We start from the raw sequence: 18634 nt of genomic DNA on the forward strand, positions 1-18634 counted from the left end.
TTGAATCAAGTACGAACAGGATAGCCTGTCCACATGGCTACATTCTTCAATGAGTATTTCGGAGTCACTGCAGACCAAGTCGACGACTATGGTGCCTTCAATATATCGATTATCAATGATCTTCCGCTATTCATCGACCCGTTTCTGTTATTTAACAGCAACAAGCCAGAGTATAACCAGCTTCATAGCGGAATTCTACGCTATATAATTTTTCTTCGCGATGCCGTTTTAGATGGTCGGATAAATGACGATTTAGAGAAGGCTTGGTTCTACTTCCCTGAAGTGAAGCAAAATTGGTTAGGCTTCTCTCTTCAAGGAAATGGCGGTTCTGGATTAGGGGGGAGGTTCGCAGCAGCACTTCGAGCCAACCTGCAAAGCTTATTTGCTAATTTTGGAAGAGAGACTATTTCCAGGGGAAGTCACATAGAAAAGGTTTGTCTAGTTCGTGATGGTGTCGGACGCGACAACATTAGTGACTTCACGACTAATCTAGTAAAAGACTTCCTTTGTTCCTACACAGAGGCCTTTACGGTTGAGCATATTGATCCAGCTTTGCGCAGAAAGGTTTGGGTTAATAAGGCGCGCTTCAACTATGAAACTAAGGTATGGGAGCGGGTCCAGTACGATCTGCCTTGGCTAGAGGATGATTTCGTCCTTCTAACCCCGAAAGACATACTCACTCGCGATCAAAATTGGATAAACCGCTCTGACATGATCCGGGACTTTGAGCAGATCCCGGTTGCTATCCCTGATGCAGAGTTGCGCGGTCAAGTATTCAATTATTTCGAGAGTGTGCTGGCAAAACCTAAAAACCGACTCCCAAGCCAACGAGAGAGAGCAGAAGCCGCTGTTAAAACCCTCATCTCGTTTCCCCAGCTAGTCGACTATTACATCAAAATAAAAGAAGATCATGGCGATGAGGCAAAGGACATTAGTGCGGAGAAAGTAACAGAGACACAGCTGATATTCGACACTCAACTGAAGCACTTACAACAGAACTTAGCTACCCACACAGGTTTCTACACTGTCACAGGCGACACGTATGCAGAGACCCATCAGCGACTTGCGTACTTAAAGGACGTAATCGAGAACAAAGGCGGACATAGAATTTTCTATCATGATGGAGTGCCCATTCAGAGAGAAAGCGATCTTCAAATTCTATGCCGGCTTGTTTGGTTTGGATCACCATCTGACGTAGGTACTGAGGCTAATGACGGAAGAGGTCCTGTAGATTATAAAATTTCGCGCGGCGCATTAGACAAGACGCTGATAGAAATGAAACTTGCTAAAAATACGGGATTAGAAAGAAATCTCGAAAAGCAGCTGCCAATTTATCAGGCTGCAAGTGATGCAGAAAACGGGATCAAGGCAATAATTTACTTCACAACAGCGGAGCAGGCTCGCGTTGAAGGCATCTTAGCTAGGTTAGGAATTCTCGGTCACAAAGACGTCGTTTTGATCGATGCTAGAAACGACAACAAGCCCTCTGGATCGAAGGCGTAGGATATCTGGAGTAAGTTGGAGGCCCAGACGACACTCGTTAGATTCCGAAAACAATCATGACGAAATCGCCAACGACCATGCATTCGAGCACAACCGCCCCACACCAACAACCACCTTCCCCCTCCCAACAGATCGACGCGCATATCCAGCACCTGAACGACTAGCGCGGCGAGACGCTGGCGCGGGTGCGGGCGCTCATCCGGCAGGCATTGTCCGATGCGGTCGAGGCGGTGAAGTGGCGCGGGGTTCCGGTGTATTCGAGCGCCGGGATCATCGGCACTGGCTGAGACGGACGAGGCCGTCGTGAAGCTGACGTTTCCCAAGGGCGCTTCGCTTGACGATCCGTCCCGCCTCTTCAACGCCAGCCTGGAGGGCAACACCCGCCGCGCCATCGATCTGCGCGAGGGCGAGGCGCTCGACGAAGAAGTCTTCAGAACCCTCATCCAGGCCGCCGCCGCCCTGAACACCACTAACCCTGCCAAGCGCCCGGCGCGTGCATCGGCACAATCCGCCAATTGAGCGGTCGGCCTCGGCAGAGCCGCCTTCTGCTCACCAGCCCCGGCAGCACCGACTGCAACCATGATGAGTTTATGTTGCAAACAGCCATCTATGGTTGCAGAATGATCGAGCGATGCCTTGAGGGCATCCCGCATGTCCTTGGGGGCCGATCATGAAAACCTTTCTCGCCGGACTTCTCGCATCTCTTCTCGCCACTGCTGCCCTCGCCCATGGCGGCGGGCTCGACAAGAATGGCTGCCACACCAACCGCAAGACCGGCGACCGCCACTGCCACCGCTGATCCCGACCGCTTTCTCCCCACCTCATCCTGGGGGCCGGCGCATCAAGCGCCGCCAGCCCTCTCCCCCCCTGTGGGGAGGAGAGCGTGTCAGCGCTTGATGAGCGACACGCTCAGGATGAGGGTTTTGCGTTGGAGCGCGTGAGTGACCGCAGCGCGCGACCCTGACGCGGCGGATGGCGACACGAAGGCAAGTCTTCTCCCGCGGCGGCCGATTGCCCCGCCCCTGCCTTCGGCAGTACAATGGCCGCATGTCGAACGAGCTGCGCTTTGCGAGGCATCGTCTGCCATCCAGCCTTGAGCTGCACGTGGCCGAGCAGGGTCCGCGGACCGGGCCCGCCGTGCTCATGCTGCACGGCTATTCGGATTCCTGGTTCTCCTACAGCCGCATCCTCCCGCTGCTGCCGCCCGACTGGCACGCGGTCGTGCCGGACCAGCGCGGGCATGGGGAATCCAGCCGGCCCGAGGGCGGCTACGCACCGGCCGACTTCGCCGGGGATGCCCTGCGGCTCCTGGATCGCCTCGGCATCGAAAAGGCCGCTCTGGTGGGGCATTCCATGGGCAGCTTCATAGCCCGGTCGGTGGCGGCCCAGCACCCTGAGCGCGTCGAGCGCCTGGTCCTCGTCGGCGCGGCCGCGAGGGCCCGCAACGCGGTCACGCAGGATCTCCTGCGGGAGGTCGAGGTACTCGAGGATCCGGTCGCGGAGGATTTCGTCCACGCCTTCCAGGCCGGCACCCTCTGCCGCCCCATGCCGCCGGAGTTCTTCGAGCGGGTCGTGGCCGAGAGCCTGAAGGTGCCGGCGCGGGTGTGGAAGGCGGCGCTGTCCGGCCTGATCGCGGCCGATGCCATGGCGGATCTCGATCGCATCCGCTGCCCCGTGCTGATCCTCGGCGGCGAGCAGGACGGCGTGTTCTCGCAGGCCGAGCAGGAGCACCTCGCCGCCCGCCTCCCCGGCGCGACCCTGACGCTCAAGCCCGGCATCGGCCATGACCCGCAATGGGAGGCGCCGGAGGATGTCGTGGCCGACCTCGTGGCGTTTCTCGGGCCCTCGGCAGGCCCGGCCTGACCGCCCGGATCGCGCAGAACAACCCCGCTGAGCCCGCGCGGTGCTGAGGAACGGATGCGGCTTTGGGCACTTAATCCTGTCGGAGACAAACCTCATCGACGGGAGACAAGTCATGCGTCGCTTCACGATCATCCTGGCCGGGATCCTCTGCGCCTCTGCCGGCGCAGCCTCGGCCGGGCCGCGCATGGAGGGGCCCATCGCCGCTCCTGCGCCTCTGGTGGAGATCCACCACAAGCCAGGACACAAGGGCGGGCCGCCCTGGATGCGCAAGAACCAGAGCCGCGATGCGTGGCGCGCCGAGACCCAGACGCGGCGCACCTACACCGAGCGCCGCAGCGACTGCCGCACGACCACCCGCACCGAGTACGATTCCTACACGGACGAGTATATCCGCCGCACGGTCAGAGTGTGCGACTGAGCGGGCGGTGGCCGAGGGGCGAAGGCTGTTCTGTTCACTCTTTGTTCTTGACATTGCCTTCAAGCTCGGCTATACCTTGCCTTAGACCTGCCTCTAATGAGGGGCGCGCTCGCGAGGCGTCGCAGTGTGGAGGCAGGCACGGTCCCGCAGGCTCGCCTCGCAAGCAGGTCGGGCGGGAGGCCCAGGCTGCGTGCCGGTGGTCGGAATCGGTTCAAGGCCCCCGTCGAGCAGACGGACCCCGCCTTGAGCGGTCACCGGGCTGGCACCGCCTGAACGCCTAAAGAAGCCGTGCGCGAAGAGGCACCTCGGCTCTTCCCTTTCACCATCACATAGCGAGCCGGGCTGCCTGTCGCGCCACCCTCGATCTCGCCACAGGCTCGCAGCATCAGCTGCGGGCCCACAGGCGCTGGCTCTTTGACACAGACGTTCTCGACCCACCCGCGTCATGGCCGGCCCTGTGCCGGCCATCCCGATCCTCTCAGGCGCCGCGCCTCACCGACGGGGATCACCGGCACAAGGCCGGTGATGACGAGCGGCGGGTCATCCCGGGGCTGCGGAGCAGAGCCCGGTATCCATAACCACGACAACACTTCAGCCTGCACCGTCGGCGGTTCTGGATCCCCGCCTGCGCGGAACCGAACCGGTAACGTTCGGCGCCTCACTCCGCCCCCGTGACAAGCGCGGACCTGCGCGTCGCCCGCTCGGCCGCCTCGTCGGCGCATTTCTCCAGATGCGCCGCCTTGTTGATCACCTGGAGGTTGGGCGCGCCCCAGAAGGCGAGCAGCTCCGGCCAGGGCTTCGCGCGGTGCTCGGACCAGACGGCGAAGAGCGGCACCCGGTGGTCCACTTCGGCGGTCCTGAGCAGGCGGCGCCCCGTGGTGGCGCATTTGTGCTTCTGGCGTCGCTTCAGGACCCGCAGGTGATCGGGCGGAGCGGTCCAGAGCTGCCAGGCCACCACGCAGGCCGCGTGCCAGGTGGCGTTCCGGTTCGGCTTGCCGTCGTCCCAGAGGTCGCGGTGCCAGCCCAGCCGGTAGACCGGCTGTCCGCACACGCAGCAATGCCCCGGCCCGCGGCTGAAGGCGCCCTCCCGGTACGGCGCGGGCGGCATGCGGAAGGTGAGCGGCAGTCCGGTCTCCTTCTCGGCCCCGAGGCGCCATTGCCAGCCCGCAGGCTGTCCGCTCTTCGCGGCGAGCGCCCGGGCCAGCCGGTCCGCCAGGAGCGGCCGGTGCCGCCAGTAGGATTCCATCGCCCGGCGCTGGGTCGGCGGGGTCAGCGGCTGGCGCAGCGCATGGGCGAGGACCTGAGGCGGAAAGAGCGCGGAGAGGCGCTTCTCGAGCCGGGCCCTGGCCTTCTGGTTCTTCTCGTCTCGCCAGGTGGACATTCCGGATCGGCCGCCTCGTGTGAATCGCTGTCACGTCTGTAGACGCAAGAACCTTCGAGGTGAACCGTCCCTCTATCGAAGGGCAGGTCGGCGAGTTCCTCGAGGCTCATGCGCTGCAGGGCCGGATGGGAGAGCGGGTCGCTCTCCCACGCCGGGCGCGAGATGACCTCGCCGCTCCGAGCCGGGCGATGGAGGATCTGTCTGAGGATGGCGATCATGTTCAGCATGGCTGGATGCTGCGCCCCTCTCGAGCTGAAAGAAATGGCGTTTTTCTGCAGCTGACTGTAGGAAATCTACATGCGCAACCTGAACCGCTTCCACCTGAACGGCCTGCGCGCCCTGGAGGCCGCCGGGCGCTTAGGGAATCTGCGTGCCGCCGCCGAGGAACTCGGCGTCACCGTCGGGGCGGTGAGCCAGCAGATCCTCAAGGCCGAGGAGCAGTTCGGCCGCCCCCTGTTCGAGCGGCATCCGAAAGGTCTGCGGCCTACCGCGTTCGGGGAGGACGTGCTGCGCTTTCTCAGCGCCGGTTTTGGCGAAATCTCAGCCGGGCTGGCGCTTGCCGAGCGGCGTCGCGAAGGGGTTCTCACGGTCTCGGTTGCGCCGGTCTTCGCCAGCAAGTGGCTGGTCTGGCGGCTGCAGCACTTTCGCGAGCAGAACCCGGATATCCGCATCCGGATCGACGCGGACGTGTCCCTCGTGGATCCGGGCTCCTCGGACGTGGATGTATGCATTCGGGTCGGGCGCGGCGGCTGGCCGAACGTCAAGGCCGAGAAGCTGCTCGATCAGTTCGTCTTTCCCGTATGCAGTCCCGCGCTGGCCGAGCGCCTGCGCCAGCCGCACGACCTCGCGGCCGTTCCGATCATCCGGGAGCCGACGCCCATGTTCGGCTGGAATGCATGGCTCGGTCCCAACGGGCTCGATGAATCCATCCTGGGCGACGGCCCTGTCTTCTCGGACGCGTCCCTGTGCCTGGATGCGGCGGTGGCAGGCCAGGGTGTCTTTCTCGGGTGGGAGACCCTCGCCCGCGATGCCATTGCCATGGGCCGCCTCGCGCCCCCCTTCCCCGACCGCTACGACACAGGCATTTCCTACTGGTTCGTGACCGCCCGTTCCGCTCCGGCGACCCGAGCCGTGAGCGCATTTCGCGACTGGCTGAAATCAGAACTCGCCCGAGAGGCCTGAGACAGCCGACAATTTCTTGACAACCCAGGTTCAGAGGCAGAGCCTTCCCGAAGCGGCCGATGTTCGTTTCCGGCCGCCTTGTATGCGTCCGCCACATCACCCAATCGGGAGGTCGCGATGCAGCTCTTCACCCTCAAAGCAGCCACGTGCGCTTCGGCTCTTCTCCTCAGTCTCACACCCGCCTTCGCGCAGCAGCACCAGCATGTCATGGCCAATCCTGGCGACGTCACCTGGAAGGACGGCCCTCCGTCCCTTCCCAAGGGGGCGCAGATGTCGGTTCTCTACGGGGATCCGTCCAAGGACGGCGTGTTCGTGATGCGGCTGAAGCTCCCGGCGAACTACAGGATCCCCGCCCACACCCATCCGGTCGACGAGGTGGTCACCGTGATCAGCGGCCAGTTCAACATCGGCATGGGGACGAATTCCGATCCCGCGCAGATGAAGGCGATCGAGTCCGGCGGGGTGGTCGCCATGGCTCCGGGAACGCCGCACAATGTGAAGATCGACCAGGAAACGGTCGTGCAGCTGAGCACGCGCGGCCCCTGGGGCATCGCCTACGTCAATCCAGCGGACGATCCGCGCAAGTCGCAGTAAACGGCGCTGCCGGCATCGGACGCGAAAAAGCCCAGGCTCCGGGGCGAACGGGCGGGATGCCTCCGCATCTCCTGCCGCGCCTGCTACGGGCCTGGGCTGATCGGGTCCAGACGGGCGCTCGCATCGTCAGGCGAGCGCAGGAACAGGCCATGCCGGATTACATCCGTCCTGACACGGCCCCATCGAAAGCAGGCGGTGACGCCCGCCGCCTCGAAGTCCACAACAATGTCCGCTGGGTCAGCCTGATATGGGGATTGAAACGCCGTCCGCAAGGGGTGATGTCGCGATGGTCCGTTCCGTTCAAGCTACGGCACTGAAGGCTCAGTCACCCCACGATGCATTCGAAAGGGCATCGAGCGGGATCTTGAGATAGCGCCTGCCGTTGCTCTCCGGCTCCGGCAGACGGCCGCCGCGGATATTCACCTGTAAGGCGGTTAGGATAAGCTTCGGCATCGGCAACTCGCGGTCGCGCCCTTCGCGCAGGGCGATGAACTCCTCCTCGGTCTTCGCGCTCACGAGGTGCCTGTTTTCCCAGCGCTGCTCAGCCACCGTGCTCTCCCATCGCGCCGCCCGTCCGCCGGGCCTGTAATCGTGCCCCGTGAAGAGGCGCGTCTCGTCGGGAAGCGCCATGATGCGCTGGATGCTGTGCCACAGCGCCTTGGCCGAGCCGCCCGGAAAGTCGGCGCGGGCCGTCCCGCCGTCGGGCATGAAGAGCGTGTCGTGGATGAAAGCGGCATCGCCCACGAGGTAAGTGATCGAGCAGAGTGTGTGGCCGGGGCAGAACATCACCTCCACGCCCAGGTTGCCGATCCTGAACCGCTCGCCATCGGCGAACAGGCGGTCCCATTGCGAACCGTCGGTCGGAAAGCTGTCAGGCCAGTTGTAGAGTGACTTCCAGAGCTTCTGAACCTCCACCACCTTCTCGCCGATAGCGGTGGGCGCGCCCGTCCTGTCCTTTAGATAGCCGGCGGCAGAGAAATGATCCGCATGAGGATGCGTGTCGAGGATCCATTCCAGACTGTAGCCCTGCTGCTCTATATACGCGAGCATCTCGTCCGCCGAGGCCGTCGCCGTTGAACCGGAACTCGGCTCGAAGTCGAGAACCGGATCGATGATGGCGCAGCGCTTCGTTTCCGGATCCGCGACGACGTACTGGATGCTGCCGGTGCGATGTTCGTAGAACCCTTTGATGACGGGGCGCCCGTTCAGTGAGGACGCGGTCTCGGCTGGCATGGCGGAAACTCCTGTTAGGCCCGTCACAGACGATGCGACTGAGGCCTCGGCTGTCGAAGTCGGGAGCAGCCTTTGGGAACCTGACCTGCAGCCATTGCCAGGGCAAGACGCGGAAGCGAGCCATTCCGGAGATCATCGCGGCAACAAAGGCGACAACCCCGACAGGGCCAGCATCCACCCGGCAAACGCCACCTGCGGATTATTCTGATCTTAACCAAAATGCTGCTCAATCGGCACCAGTTCATAGTATCGCTGCCTCACAACACTCCAAGCCCTGCCTCAGGCTCCAGCGTGTCGTGGGAAGCCCGAGTTGTTGCGTAGAGTTTTGCCATGGCGCACAAGCCTTATTCGTCCCTCCGCCGCGCCCCGTTGCGCCGGACCCGCAGCCTGATTCCGACGGCTCTTCTCGTGGCAATCTCGCTCAGCCCCGTGGCCCTCTTCGTCGACTTCGAACAATCCACCGGCACAGCGCCCGAAGCTCCTGTAGCCCGCACTGTAGAACGTGCGGCACCTGAACCGGTGAAGACGGCCCTGTCCCTGGACGCGGCCCTCATCAATCCGAACCCCACCCTGGCGCCGGGCGCCCTCGCCTTCCGACAGGAAGCACCCGTCGCGCCTGGCTTCCGCTCGTCGGTGCAGCAGCCCGTGCCTGATCCGGCTCCGCCCGTCGAGGTCGCCCAGGCTGTCATCCCGGTGCCCGTGATCGCGCCCCTGCCGGTGCCGCGGCCAGCGGATCTGATCGCTCGGAAACCTGCGGCCGCTCGCCAGATGGCGAGCGCACCTGCCGCCATGACGCCCCGTGCGGCCGTGTCGCCAGCCGTCGCACCGGCGGACAACCGCAACTTCTTCGAAAAGCTCTTCGGAATCCGCCCGGCCAGCCCGCCGGATGCGGCCCTCAGCTATGCGGCTCTGGATCGGGGAACAGGCAGCATCGCACCGACCGCGCGTTTCGGCTCCGGCGGCAATCTCGCCAGTCCGGGCACAGCCGTCTACGACATCAGCGCCCAGGTCGTGCATATGCCGAACGGCGAGAAGCTCGAGGCGCATTCCGGCCTCGGCGACATGATGGACAACCCGCGCTATGTGAACGTCCGCATGAAGGGCTCGACCCCGCCGGGAACCTACATCCTCACGGAACGCGAGGCGCTGTTTCATGGCGTGCGCGCCATCCGTATGAACCCGGTTGGCGGCAGCGCCGCCATCTATGGCCGCGACGGCATCCTGGCCCACACGTATCTGCTGGGCGCACGAGGCGACTCGAACGGCTGCGTCTCCTTCAAGGATTACGACAAATTCCTCCAGGCCTACCTCAGGGGCGAGGTCAAGCGCCTGGTCGTCACCGCCGGGCGCGGGCAGGACCTGCTGCCGCCGATGGCGGGTAACCGCACCGCCCAGCCCCGCCGCATCGCCTCGGCGATCTGAGATACCGCCTCTGGCCTTGCGGCACCCCGCGCCTAGTTCCTGACCGGACGGCAGCGCAGGAGGAGCGGCATGGTGTGGGATTCGAAATGGGCGATGAGCTGGTCTGCTGTGCGATATGCGCTGCACCCGCCCGTCATTGCGACATTCCTGCTCGCTGCATCCTTGAGCGCCGCCCAGGCTCAAGGTCCGGGCTATCTCGTGCCGCCCCCTGCCACGGACAATGTTCAGTCCAAGCCGAAATACGAGTGCGACACGCCTGCTGCGCCCGTGATCACCCTCGACACGCAGAGCAAGTATAAGCAGGACGACACCCAGCGGGCGACCATCGACGAGGATGCGGAGGAAACCTACTCGGAAGCCGTCGAGCCGCTGCGCGCCTATGGGCGCAATCTGGTCAGGATCGCGAACGCCTATGTGAAGTCGAACCCCAAGAACACCGCCGCGGCCGCCTGCACGCTCACATGGCTCGACGCCTGGGCATCGGCGAACGCCATGACCGACATGCGCTCGAAGCAGGCGCACTTCAATCTGGGCCAAGCCCTCGGCGGCTTCGCGCTGGCCTACCTGCAGGTCCGCAACGCGCCCGGTCTCGCAACCGATCAGAAGCAGCGGGTCGAGGCTTGGCTGAAGAAGCTGGGCCAGAAGCTCGTCGGGTTCATGGACAAGAACAAGGCGATGTCCGGCCGGAACAATCATCGCTACTGGGCGGGCCTGGGCGCCACGGCGGCCGGCCTCGCCTCCGACGACAAGGTGCTGACCCGTTGGGGTCTGGACAGCGTCCGCATCGGCCTTGCCCAGATCACGCCGGACGGGACCCTGCCACTCGAGATGAAGCGCGGCAAGCGCGCCCGCGACTATCACATCTTCGCCGCCGAGCCTCTGGTGACCGCCGCCGAGCTGGCGCGCAGCCAGGGAATCGATCTCTATGCCGAGCACAATGGGGCCCTGAAGCGGCTCGTGGACAGGGTGCTGGCCTCCCTCGACGACCCCTCCTTCTTCGAGAAAGCCACGGGCTCCAAGCAGGAGGCCTATCCGGGCGACGGCACCGTGCCGTCATCCCGCATCGCCTGGCTTGAGATCCATCAAAGCCGCCACCCCTCGCCTGAGGCCGAAGACGTGCTGAGCGAAAAGCGCCCGACAGGATCGAGCGAAATCGGCGGCAACACGACGCTGCTGTTCCATGGCACGGAGTGAACGGCCTTAAGGCTGTCCGCTGCCTCCGGCGGCGCCATAGACCTGACCGGTCGCATAGCTGGCATCGGACGCGGCAAGCTGCACATAGATCGAGGCGAGCTCGACAGGCTGACCGGGGCGACCGAGCGGGGTATCACCGCCGAATTGCTGCAGCTTCTCCTGGGTTGCGCCGCCGCTCACCTGCAGCGGCGTCCAGATCGGCCCGGGCGCCACGCCGTTAACGCGAATGCCCTTGGGCCCGAGCTGCTTCGCAAGCGACTTGGTGAAGTTCATCATCGCCGCCTTGGTCATGGCATAGTCGACCAGATTGGCAGACGGATCGTAGGCCTGCTCGGACGTGGTCTGGATGATCGCGGCGCCCGGACCCAGATGGGGCAGAGCAGCCTTGGTGATCCAGAACATGGCATAGAGATTCGTCTTCATGGTCGCGTCGAAATCCTCCGACGTGATGTCCAGAAGCGCCTGCCGCTGCTGCTGACGCGCCGCGTTGTTGACGAGGATGTCGAGGCCGCCGAGGCGCTCAACGGCCTCGGCCACGATGCGGCTGCACAGGGCCTCGTCGCGGATGTCGCCCGGCAGGGCCACGGCGACGCGGCCCTCCTTCTCGATAAGGTCGATCACCTCTCGCGCATCGGGCTCTTCATCAGGATGATAGCTGATCGCCACATCGGCCCCTTCGCGGGCATAGGCAATGGCGGCCGCGCGCCCCATGCCGGAATCGCCGCCGGTGATCAGGGCCTTGCGGCCGCGTAGCCGCCCGGATCCTTTGTAGCTCGTCTCGCCGTGATCGGGGCGTGGATCCATCCGGCTGGCGAGCCCCGGCCAGGGCTGGGACTGGGAGCGGAAAGGCGGTTGCGGATACTTCGTGGTGGGGTCGTCCTTGGCGACGGCCGCACCGTCTGCTGCACCTCGCCGCGAAATTGAATTGTCGTCACCCCGGTCCATGCCATGGCCCCTTCCATCGGTTGATCCAGACCGGTTAACCGATGGCGGACGCTCGGGTTCAAAACAGGAAAGGCATGAAACCTTTCACTATCGACGGCTCACGGACGCGCTGCCCTCATGACCTGCTCGCATTGGAGCTCCTGCAGGGTCTCGGCATTGGGGCAGTATTCCGAAAAATGCGCCGGAGCCTGCCCGTGGGCAAGGTCGTCCCTGCAGCGCACGGCCGTCGTGCAACCCGAGCAGGTCACGCTCATATCACGCATGAGGGCGGCATGGATCTGCCGAACCTGATCCGCGTCGAGGGACAGAGCCTCCATGAGGCGCGGCAGCTCGGCCGCAGCATCGGGACCCCGTGCCACGAGGGTGGACAGCATCTCGGCCGACACCCCGACGTCACGCGCCAGCGCTTCTCTCTGATCCCTGTCCAGCGCATCGAGCTCGTGAGCCTGCGCCCAATTCGCTTGCCATTCCTTGATCTTTGAACCCAATCCCATGGTCGCCTCCTCCATGATCTGGGTAAAGACTATGGGAAAGCGGCATCCTGCGCTTTGATCCATCGCAAAGCTCAAGATGATGCCGGGGCGGCGTGCGCCTGGGACCCGCTCCCGCCCGATGACTCTGCGCCATTGCGGCGATGCCTGCCATTCGGCATAGGTTTGCCTGCAACGGACGAAAGCGCGAGAGCAAGGCATGGGGACAGGAATCGGCAGGGTGTTCTGCATCGGCGGCGCGGCCGTCGACCGGAAATACCGGGCGCTGGATGCGATCCGGCCTGGAACGTCCAATCCCGTCCTGTCCGAGCGCTCTTTCGGCGGCGTCGCACGCAATGTGGCGGAGAACATGGCCCGGCTCGGCGTGACGGTCTCCCTGGCCTCAATCCTCGGGAAGGACGAGAACGGACGCGCCCTGCTCGACGATCTCGAACGCCTCGGCATCGGCACGCAATTCATGGCGCTGTCGGATGAGCATGCCACGGCGGAGTACGTGGCCGTCCTGCAGCCCGATGGCGAGTTGGCCCTAGGCCTCGCCAACATGGCGATCTTCGACGGGTTCACCCCTGCCCTGCTGCGCAACCTAGATACGCATCTCCAGACAGGCTGGGTCTTCGCCGATTGCAACCTACCGGCCGAGACGCTGCACGCGCTTGTCGACATCGCTCGCCAACACTCGCTCACGCTGGCCATCGATGCTGTCTCGACCCCGAAGGTCGCACGCCTGCCACGGGATCTCACCGGCGTCGGATTGCTGTTCCTCAATCTCGACGAGGCCCGCGCCTATCTCGGCGAACCCGAGATGTCCCTGGAGGAAGCGGCCCCGCGCCTTCGCGCCTGCGGCGCCCAGCATGTCGTCCTGACCCTCGGCGAAGCGGGGCTCGTCGTTGCTGATGGAACGGGCGTCCGTCAGATCGGCGCCATCGGCGCCGAGATCGTCGATGCGACAGGTGCGGGAGACGCCTTGATCGCCGCCACTCTGGCGGCGCTCCTGAAGGGCCATTCCCTCACTGAAGCCGCCCGCCTCGGGACAGCGGCTGCGGCGCTGACGGTGGAGAGCACGGCGAGCGTCCGGCCCGACCTGTCCTTCGCCTTGCTGGAAACCACTTTGTCCCTTAGAGCGGGTCCGACTTTCGAACGGGAGCCCTCATGAACCACGATATCGCCGGACGCTTCATCGACATCGCTCCCAATGTGCAGTCGGCTCTCGCATCGGGCGAGGCCGTGGTCGCCCTCGAATCCACCATCATCACCCATGGCATGCCACATCCGCAAAACATCGCCACGGCGCGCGAGGTCGAGGCGGTGGTGCGCGAGAACGGCGCCGTGCCGGCGACGATCGCGATCATCGAAGGACGCATCAAAATCGGGCTGTCGGACGCGGAGCTCGACTGGCTCGGCACCGCCAAGGACGTGATGAAGCTGAGCCGGGCCGACCTGCCCTATGCCGTCGCCTCCGGCCGCCATGGCGCGACGACCGTTGCCGCCACCATGATCTGCGCCCATCTCGCAGGCATCCGGGTCTTTGCCACCGGCGGCATCGGTGGCGTCCATCAGGGCGTCGAGACAAGTATGGACATCTCGGCCGATCTCGACGAGCTCGCCCGCACGCCCGTGGCGGTGGTCTGCGCCGGCGCCAAGGCAATCCTCGACCTGCCGCGCACGCTCGAATATCTGGAGACCCGCGGCGTGCCCGTGGTCGGCTACGGGACTGACCGTTTCCCGGCTTTCTGGAGCCGTACGAGCGAGTTGCCCGTACCCCTGCGCCTCGACACGCCCGAGGCCATCGCCGACCTGATCCGCACCAAGGAGGCACTCGGTCTCGATGGCGGGGTTCTCGTGGCCAATCCCGTTCCGAGCGCCGATGAAATTCCGGCCAGTGAGATGAGCGCCTTCATCGATGCCGCCATCGCGGAAGCGAAAACCCGCGGCGTTTCCGGCAAGGCCGTGACGCCCTTCCTGCTGTCCACTCTCTTCGAGCGAACCGGCGGGCGAAGCCTCGCCACCAACATCGCGCTGGTGAAAAACAACGCTGCGCTCGCCGCGCGGCTGGCTGCATCCCTCGCCCGCTCACAAGGTTGAAGCTTGTTCGTTCGCCTCGCCCCAGGCGGCCATCGCCTCGAACGCGATGGCGTGCCGTCTGGCCAGGGCATCGATGTCCGTAGAGTATCCGCCGCCGATCACGGTGACCATGGGAATGCCCCGGCTGCGTGCCTGCTCGATCACGTAGGAATCCCGGCGGCGCAGGCCTTCGTCGCTGAGACTAAGCCGTCCCAGCCTGTCGTCGCGGTGCGGGTCGACGCCGGCATTCAGGAAAAGGAGTTCCGGCGCGAGGGCATCGAGAAGGCGCGGCAGATGCGACCGGAGAACCTCCAGATAGGCATCGTCCTCCATGTGGTCCGGCAGACCGATGTCGAGATCGCTCGGGATCTTGCGTACGGGATAGTTCTTCTCCGCATGCATGGAGAAGGTGAAGAGATCCGGCTCGTCCCGCAGGCAATCCGCCGTGCCGTCGCCCTGATGGACGTCAAGATCGACGACGAGAGCGCGCTGGACCGCACGGTCCGCCCGCAGCGCCTTGGCCGCGATGGCGACATCGTTGAAGACGCAGAAGCCCGCCCCGGTCTCCCTCTGTCCATGGTGGGATCCGCCGGCGGTGCTGCCGGCGAGGCCATGCTGCAGCGCAAGCCGCGCCGCAAGCAGCGTTCCGGCGGCGGACGCCCTGGCGCGGCGAACGACGCTTTCGCTGACCGGAAGGCCGATGCGCCGCTCGATCTCGCGCGGGACGGTGCAGGCGAAGACCTGATCCACATAAGACCGCTCATGAGCCAGCGCGATCAGGTCGGCAGAGGCCTCCCCCGGCACAACGAATCCATTGGGAGCAAGACCCTTCTCCGCCAGCACTTCCGCCAGGCGCCCGTATTTGAGCATCGGGAACCGGTGATCGTCGGGAAGCGAGGCCACGTATGCCGTGTGGGAGACGATGGGGACCTGCTTCATGGCTTAGCCTCCGGCGATGGCTTTCTCCGCGAGCCGCACGGCGGATTCCTGCGAGCGCGCCCCGCAGATGAAGCCGCTCGGGTGGCAGAACACGCCGTCCTCGATCCCGGCGGCCTTCGAGAACTCCGCCTCCTGCAGGCCGCGCCAGGATTCCGGCAGCGACAGGCGCTGGCCGAAGGAGCTCGGCTCGGGCGGTATGGTGCGGCAGTACCAGGCGGTCAGATCCTCGTTCGGGTAGATGACGAAGAGGAGATCGCCCAAGCCGCCCTCGAACACCGCCTTCTCCCACGGCAGCTTGCGGTCGAGGACGATCACGCGGGGATCCCGCGCCTTCCTGGCCGCCGCCATCACGAGGGAGAGAGCCTGGGCCTCAGCATGGGCCTGCCGGCAGGCGCGAACCAGGATTCCCCTGGCGAAATCGGCGGCTTCGAGGAAGGCGTCGTCATAGGGCTGGCCGCTGTCCCAGGTCGGGTTGAAGGCCTCGACGAGCAGCGCGAGATGGCTCGGTCCTGCCGTGGCGACGCCATTGTCGGCCTGGTCGATGACCACGATGAAGGTCGCGTCGATGTCCTGCCAGACGGATTCCAGCACGTCCTGGCCGATTCCCGGCACGAGCCGCGGCAGGGCCTTGCGCCCGTAATCCCGCCAGATCAGGCCGACCGAGCTGTAGGGCGTCCCGTCCTCCCGCCGCGGGAGGTCCCGCATATGGTGGTCGTACCGGCCCTGGGCGGGGTCGTAGATCCCCCCAACGTCGAAAACGATGTCGGCTGCGTCGATCAGCGCCATGTCGCGGGTCCGAACGAACTCGAACGCATCCAGGGCATCGCGCAGCACGGAGTAAGCGAAGACGTCATCGGCGTGGAACGTGCCACTATGGGTTACAATCCGCATCGCTCTCCTCCGACCAGCGTCGGCTACTCCGTATCGATCGCAAGCAGACCCGCGATAGCAGAGCTATACGCTTAAGATAAGCCAGTTCCCGTCCATCCTTCATGTTGATTCAGGATAAATCTCGAACGAGCCCGGCCAAGGTGCTTGACCTTCCCATCGTGGGAACGCCTACAGATCTCGGGACCCTGAGATGAAAGGATCCCGACCATGCACATTTTCCACGTTCCCGGCATGAATTGCGGCGGCTGCCTTCGCGCCGTCACACGGGCGGTCCAAGCTCTCGACCCCCAGGCAAAAATCGAGGCCGATCTGGAGGCCCGCACCGTCAAGGTGGTCTCCAGGCAGAGTGAGGCTGCGCTCCTGGATGCGTTGAGCAACGGCGGATACCCGGCCCAGCCCCTTGCCCATCCTGCTTCATGAGGAGGCTGAAATGCCTGCCGATGCTCATTCACACCATCATCATGCCGCCTCGCCCAGGGATGAGCTGAACCGCACCGCCCTGAGCGCCACGATTCACTGCCTCACAGGCTGTGCCATCGGCGAGATCCTCGGCCTTGCCATCGGCACGGCGCTCGGCTGGGGAACAGCACCGACGATTACCCTGGCTGTCGCCCTCGCCTTCCTGTTCGGCTACGCCCTGACCATGCTGCCCCTGCTCCGGAGCGGACTGCCTTTCGGCACCGCGCTGGGATTGGCCCTTGCCGCGGATACAGCCTCCATCACCCTCATGGAAATCGTGGACAACGCGATCATGCTGGTCATTCCCGGCGCCATGGATGCCGGCCTCGCCAGTCCTCTTTTCTGGGGAAGCCTCGCCGTGGCCCTGCTCATCGCCGGCGCTTTCGCCTTTCCGCTCAACCGCTGGCTGATTTCCCGCGGCCGGGGCCATGCCGTCGTGCATTCATTTCACGGACATCGATCCTAGATCATAGACCCAACCTTCAGGAGAACCATCATGAAGCACCGCATCATCGCCCTGGCGGCCGCCATGGCAGTCCTGCCGACCCTTGCCGCGGCTCAAGGCGCGCACGGAGGGCATTCGGGCCACTCCACACCCGCCCAGGCGGCGAGGACGGCCGATACGCCCGCGACCCGGGGCTACCGGCAGGCGAACGAGACAATGCACAAGAACATGGACATCGCCTTCAGCGGCAATGCCGATGTGGACTTCGTGCGCGGCATGATTCCCCACCACGAAGGCGCCATCGACATGGCGAAGGTCGCCATGGAGCACGCGAAGGACGAGCAGGTGCGCAAATGGGCCGAGGACGTGATCCGCGAGCAGGAACGCGAGATTGCCGAGATGAAGGCCTGGCTCAAGAGCAAAGGCGTCCAGTAAGCACCATCCCATTGGCAGGGGTCGGCGGGGAGCCGGCCCTCGCCTGCCGCTCCCCGCGACGGGCCGTGCTTTTGCGTTGGCTTTCCCGACCACAGGCCACGTCCAGCGATGGCTTTTCTCACCATCCGCTGTATCAGGAGGCTGCCACGAACAGGCGGGTGAAGCGTTAGTGGATATCCCCTGCGGGCGAATGGAAAGGAAGAACGATGTTCACGCTTACGATCAGCGACAAGCCTGTTGCCATCACCAATGCGAACGAGGAGGAAGCCCGCGAACTCCTGATGAGTGAGGAGTTCAAGGAAGACCTCAAGGTTCTCGAGAGCGACGGCGCCCCGCTCTGGGATGGCTTCGCCAGCCTGAACATCCGCGCTGCGACGGAAGAGGAAAAGGCCGAGTTCGAAGGTGCGGATTTCGACGAGGACGAAGATGACGATGAAGAGGAAGGCCCCTACATCATGTTCCTCGTCGACGTGACCGATCCCGACGAGGAAGACGAGGGCTAAGGGCCCGACGGCGCAACGATCCTGCCGACCCGGCAGGGCTCGAACACGATCGGTCCGGACATTCCGGACCGACTTCCCAAGGGGGCGGGCCTTGACCTTGCCACCGTTGGAAACCCTACGGATCGGCACTGGAACGACAGGATCGCAAGGAGGATGCCATGAGGTCGAATCTGCCAGCAGGAATGATCAGCCGTCGGACGCTGCTAGCAGGCCTTGCGGTCTCGGCCCTGTCCGTTGCGAACCGGCCTGCCCTGGCCGTCGAAACCCTACCGAAGATGGTCGTGACCAAAGATCCAAACTGCGGCTGCTGCACCGCATGGGTCACGCAGGTTCGAGCGGCAGGCTTCGATGCCGAGGTGGTCGAATCCTCCGAGATCAACCGTGTGAAGATGCGTCTCGGCGTGCCCGAGGCCCTTGCCTCCTGCCATACGGCGGAGATCGGCGGCTATGTGATCGAGGGGCATGTGCCGCCGACCGTGATCAAGCGCCTCCTTGCCGAGAAGCCGGAGGCCAAGGGCCTTGCCGTGCCTGGCATGCCCGTCGGATCTCCCGGCATGGAGGTCGAGGGCGTGGAGCCCGACACCTATGAGGTGGTCCTCTTCGGACCCTCGGGCCAACGGACCTACGCACGCTACATCGGCGACCGGGAAGCCTGAGGAAGACGGAACACTCCGG

The 18634-nt window shown here is 64.3% G+C and carries 22 protein-coding genes and 1 pseudogene; 17 read left to right on the forward strand and 6 right to left on the reverse strand.

Annotated features, from left to right (window positions below; genetic code table 11):
* Positions 1-33 precede the first annotated feature (33 nt).
* From JAO75_RS20920 to JAO75_RS20940, 5 genes and pseudogenes are all read left to right on the forward strand, one after another.
* A complete protein-coding gene (locus JAO75_RS20920) occupies positions 34-1503 on the forward strand; it encodes a hypothetical protein (protein ID WP_199051085.1) in 1470 nt (489 codons plus the stop codon).
* A 56-nt stretch (positions 1504-1559) separates the two neighbouring features.
* Positions 1560-2022 (forward strand): annotated as a pseudogene (locus tag JAO75_RS20925) (DUF1801 domain-containing protein).
* 151 nt (positions 2023-2173) lie between these two features.
* Positions 2174-2302, forward strand: coding sequence for a YHYH domain-containing protein (locus tag JAO75_RS20930; protein WP_199051086.1), 129 nt, complete (start codon positions 2174-2176; stop codon positions 2300-2302).
* 248 nt (positions 2303-2550) lie between these two features.
* A complete protein-coding gene (locus tag JAO75_RS20935; protein ID WP_199051087.1) occupies positions 2551-3366 on the forward strand; it encodes an alpha/beta fold hydrolase in 816 nt (271 codons plus the stop codon).
* 112 nt (positions 3367-3478) lie between these two features.
* A complete protein-coding gene (locus JAO75_RS20940) occupies positions 3479-3784 on the forward strand; it encodes a hypothetical protein (RefSeq protein WP_199051088.1) in 306 nt (101 codons plus the stop codon).
* A gap of 658 nt (positions 3785-4442) precedes the next feature.
* Here the strand turns inward: JAO75_RS20940 and JAO75_RS20945 are convergent.
* Complete coding sequence (locus JAO75_RS20945) at positions 4443-5165, reverse strand: hypothetical protein (RefSeq protein WP_199051089.1); 723 nt, start codon at positions 5163-5165, stop codon at positions 4443-4445.
* 297 nt (positions 5166-5462) lie between these two features.
* Between JAO75_RS20945 and JAO75_RS20950 the strand changes: the two genes are divergently transcribed.
* The 3 genes from JAO75_RS20950 (at position 5463) to JAO75_RS24685 (ending at position 7258) form a co-directional block, all read left to right on the forward strand.
* On the forward strand, positions 5463-6347 hold the full coding sequence (locus JAO75_RS20950) for a LysR substrate-binding domain-containing protein (protein ID WP_199051090.1): 885 nt from the start codon (positions 5463-5465) through the stop codon (positions 6345-6347).
* Between the two features lie 117 nt (positions 6348-6464).
* Positions 6465-6941, forward strand: a complete 477-nt coding sequence (locus tag JAO75_RS20955; protein WP_199051091.1) for a cupin domain-containing protein — start codon at positions 6465-6467, stop codon at positions 6939-6941.
* Between the two features lie 56 nt (positions 6942-6997).
* Positions 6998-7258, forward strand: a complete 261-nt coding sequence (locus tag JAO75_RS24685) for a hypothetical protein (RefSeq protein WP_210340349.1) — start codon at positions 6998-7000, stop codon at positions 7256-7258.
* A gap of 4 nt (positions 7259-7262) precedes the next feature.
* Here the strand turns inward: JAO75_RS24685 and JAO75_RS20960 are convergent, their stop codons facing one another.
* Positions 7263-8174, reverse strand: coding sequence for an MBL fold metallo-hydrolase (locus JAO75_RS20960; RefSeq protein ID WP_199051092.1), 912 nt, complete (start codon positions 8172-8174; stop codon positions 7263-7265).
* 330 nt (positions 8175-8504) lie between these two features.
* Between JAO75_RS20960 and JAO75_RS20965 the strand changes: the two genes are divergently transcribed.
* Complete coding sequence (locus JAO75_RS20965) at positions 8505-9596, forward strand: DUF2778 domain-containing protein (protein ID WP_199051093.1); 1092 nt, start codon at positions 8505-8507, stop codon at positions 9594-9596.
* A 69-nt stretch (positions 9597-9665) separates the two neighbouring features.
* A complete protein-coding gene (locus JAO75_RS20970; protein ID WP_199051094.1) occupies positions 9666-10790 on the forward strand; it encodes an alginate lyase family protein in 1125 nt (374 codons plus the stop codon).
* A gap of 6 nt (positions 10791-10796) precedes the next feature.
* On the opposite strand, the gene JAO75_RS20975 is transcribed toward JAO75_RS20970, so the two are convergent.
* Together JAO75_RS20975 and JAO75_RS20980 are read right to left on the reverse strand one after the other, a co-directional pair.
* Positions 10797-11735 carry an SDR family oxidoreductase gene (locus tag JAO75_RS20975; protein ID WP_210340350.1) on the reverse strand — a complete coding sequence of 313 codons (939 nt, stop codon included), beginning with the start codon at positions 11733-11735 and terminating at the stop codon, positions 10797-10799.
* Between the two features lie 98 nt (positions 11736-11833).
* Positions 11834-12229, reverse strand: coding sequence for a DUF6455 family protein (locus tag JAO75_RS20980; RefSeq protein WP_199051095.1), 396 nt, complete (start codon positions 12227-12229; stop codon positions 11834-11836).
* A gap of 196 nt (positions 12230-12425) precedes the next feature.
* Between JAO75_RS20980 and JAO75_RS20985 the strand changes: the two genes are divergently transcribed.
* Positions 12426-13379, forward strand: a complete 954-nt coding sequence (locus tag JAO75_RS20985; RefSeq protein ID WP_199051096.1) for a PfkB family carbohydrate kinase — start codon at positions 12426-12428, stop codon at positions 13377-13379.
* Positions 13376-14308 carry a pseudouridine-5'-phosphate glycosidase gene (locus JAO75_RS20990; protein ID WP_199051097.1) on the forward strand — a complete coding sequence of 311 codons (933 nt, stop codon included), beginning with the start codon at positions 13376-13378 and terminating at the stop codon, positions 14306-14308. The genes JAO75_RS20985 and JAO75_RS20990 overlap by 4 nt, the downstream gene beginning before the upstream one ends.
* Here JAO75_RS20990 and JAO75_RS20995 read toward each other — a convergent pair.
* Complete coding sequence (locus JAO75_RS20995; RefSeq protein ID WP_199051098.1) at positions 14297-15226, reverse strand: histone deacetylase family protein; 930 nt, start codon at positions 15224-15226, stop codon at positions 14297-14299. The two genes, JAO75_RS20990 and JAO75_RS20995, sit on opposite strands and share 12 nt — an antisense overlap.
* Before the next feature lie 3 nt (positions 15227-15229).
* Positions 15230-16117 (reverse strand): MYG1 family protein, encoded by an 888-nt coding sequence (locus JAO75_RS21000; RefSeq protein ID WP_199051099.1) that lies wholly within the window; start codon positions 16115-16117, stop codon positions 15230-15232.
* Positions 16118-16324: 207 nt separating this feature from the next.
* Here JAO75_RS21000 and JAO75_RS21005 point away from each other — a divergent pair, with 207 nt between their 5' ends.
* The 5 genes from JAO75_RS21005 to JAO75_RS21025 all read left to right on the forward strand — a co-directional run bounded on the left by JAO75_RS21005 (position 16325) and on the right by JAO75_RS21025 (position 18615).
* On the forward strand, positions 16325-16537 hold the full coding sequence (locus JAO75_RS21005; RefSeq protein WP_199051100.1) for a heavy-metal-associated domain-containing protein: 213 nt from the start codon (positions 16325-16327) through the stop codon (positions 16535-16537).
* A gap of 10 nt (positions 16538-16547) precedes the next feature.
* Entirely contained in the window at positions 16548-17042 is a 495-nt protein-coding gene (locus JAO75_RS21010) for a DUF4396 domain-containing protein (RefSeq protein WP_199051101.1), read from the forward strand.
* A 30-nt stretch (positions 17043-17072) separates the two neighbouring features.
* Positions 17073-17456, forward strand: coding sequence for a CopM family metallochaperone (gene copM / locus JAO75_RS21015; protein WP_199051102.1), 384 nt, complete (start codon positions 17073-17075; stop codon positions 17454-17456).
* Positions 17457-17662: 206 nt separating this feature from the next.
* Entirely contained in the window at positions 17663-17959 is a 297-nt protein-coding gene (locus JAO75_RS21020; protein WP_199051103.1) for a hypothetical protein, read from the forward strand.
* 158 nt (positions 17960-18117) lie between these two features.
* Positions 18118-18615, forward strand: coding sequence for a DUF411 domain-containing protein (locus tag JAO75_RS21025; protein WP_246742640.1), 498 nt, complete (start codon positions 18118-18120; stop codon positions 18613-18615).
* Positions 18616-18634: the final 19 nt, after the last annotated feature.

It is taken from the genome of Microvirga splendida (assembly GCF_016427565.1).
Classification (GTDB): Bacteria; Pseudomonadota; Alphaproteobacteria; order Rhizobiales; family Beijerinckiaceae; genus Microvirga; species Microvirga splendida.

Bases quoted from the DNA above. Each gene is read 5' to 3' on its own strand.
- JAO75_RS20920 (WP_199051085.1), top strand. From the start codon at position 34: ATGGCTACATTCTTCAATGAGTATTTCGGAGTCACTGCAGACCAAGTC.
- JAO75_RS20930 (WP_199051086.1), top strand. From the start codon at position 2,174: ATGAAAACCTTTCTCGCCGGACTTCTCGCATCTCTTCTCGCCACTGCT.
- JAO75_RS20935 (WP_199051087.1), top strand. From the start codon at position 2,551: ATGTCGAACGAGCTGCGCTTTGCGAGGCATCGTCTGCCATCCAGCCTT.
- JAO75_RS20940 (WP_199051088.1), top strand. From the start codon at position 3,479: ATGCGTCGCTTCACGATCATCCTGGCCGGGATCCTCTGCGCCTCTGCC.
- JAO75_RS20945 (WP_199051089.1), bottom strand. From the start codon at position 5,165: ATGTCCACCTGGCGAGACGAGAAGAACCAGAAGGCCAGGGCCCGGCTC.
- JAO75_RS20950 (WP_199051090.1), top strand. From the start codon at position 5,463: ATGCGCAACCTGAACCGCTTCCACCTGAACGGCCTGCGCGCCCTGGAG.
- JAO75_RS20955 (WP_199051091.1), top strand. From the start codon at position 6,465: ATGCAGCTCTTCACCCTCAAAGCAGCCACGTGCGCTTCGGCTCTTCTC.
- JAO75_RS24685 (WP_210340349.1), top strand. From the start codon at position 6,998: ATGCCTCCGCATCTCCTGCCGCGCCTGCTACGGGCCTGGGCTGATCGG.
- JAO75_RS20960 (WP_199051092.1), bottom strand. From the start codon at position 8,174: ATGCCAGCCGAGACCGCGTCCTCACTGAACGGGCGCCCCGTCATCAAA.
- JAO75_RS20965 (WP_199051093.1), top strand. From the start codon at position 8,505: ATGGCGCACAAGCCTTATTCGTCCCTCCGCCGCGCCCCGTTGCGCCGG.
- JAO75_RS20970 (WP_199051094.1), top strand. From the start codon at position 9,666: ATGGTGTGGGATTCGAAATGGGCGATGAGCTGGTCTGCTGTGCGATAT.
- JAO75_RS20975 (WP_210340350.1), bottom strand. From the start codon at position 11,735: ATGGACCGGGGTGACGACAATTCAATTTCGCGGCGAGGTGCAGCAGAC.
- JAO75_RS20980 (WP_199051095.1), bottom strand. From the start codon at position 12,229: ATGGGATTGGGTTCAAAGATCAAGGAATGGCAAGCGAATTGGGCGCAG.
- JAO75_RS20985 (WP_199051096.1), top strand. From the start codon at position 12,426: ATGGGGACAGGAATCGGCAGGGTGTTCTGCATCGGCGGCGCGGCCGTC.
- JAO75_RS20990 (WP_199051097.1), top strand. From the start codon at position 13,376: ATGAACCACGATATCGCCGGACGCTTCATCGACATCGCTCCCAATGTG.
- JAO75_RS20995 (WP_199051098.1), bottom strand. From the start codon at position 15,226: ATGAAGCAGGTCCCCATCGTCTCCCACACGGCATACGTGGCCTCGCTT.
- JAO75_RS21000 (WP_199051099.1), bottom strand. From the start codon at position 16,117: ATGCGGATTGTAACCCATAGTGGCACGTTCCACGCCGATGACGTCTTC.
- JAO75_RS21005 (WP_199051100.1), top strand. From the start codon at position 16,325: ATGCACATTTTCCACGTTCCCGGCATGAATTGCGGCGGCTGCCTTCGC.
- JAO75_RS21010 (WP_199051101.1), top strand. From the start codon at position 16,548: ATGCCTGCCGATGCTCATTCACACCATCATCATGCCGCCTCGCCCAGG.
- copM (WP_199051102.1), top strand. From the start codon at position 17,073: ATGAAGCACCGCATCATCGCCCTGGCGGCCGCCATGGCAGTCCTGCCG.
- JAO75_RS21020 (WP_199051103.1), top strand. From the start codon at position 17,663: ATGTTCACGCTTACGATCAGCGACAAGCCTGTTGCCATCACCAATGCG.
- JAO75_RS21025 (WP_246742640.1), top strand. From the start codon at position 18,118: ATGAGGTCGAATCTGCCAGCAGGAATGATCAGCCGTCGGACGCTGCTA.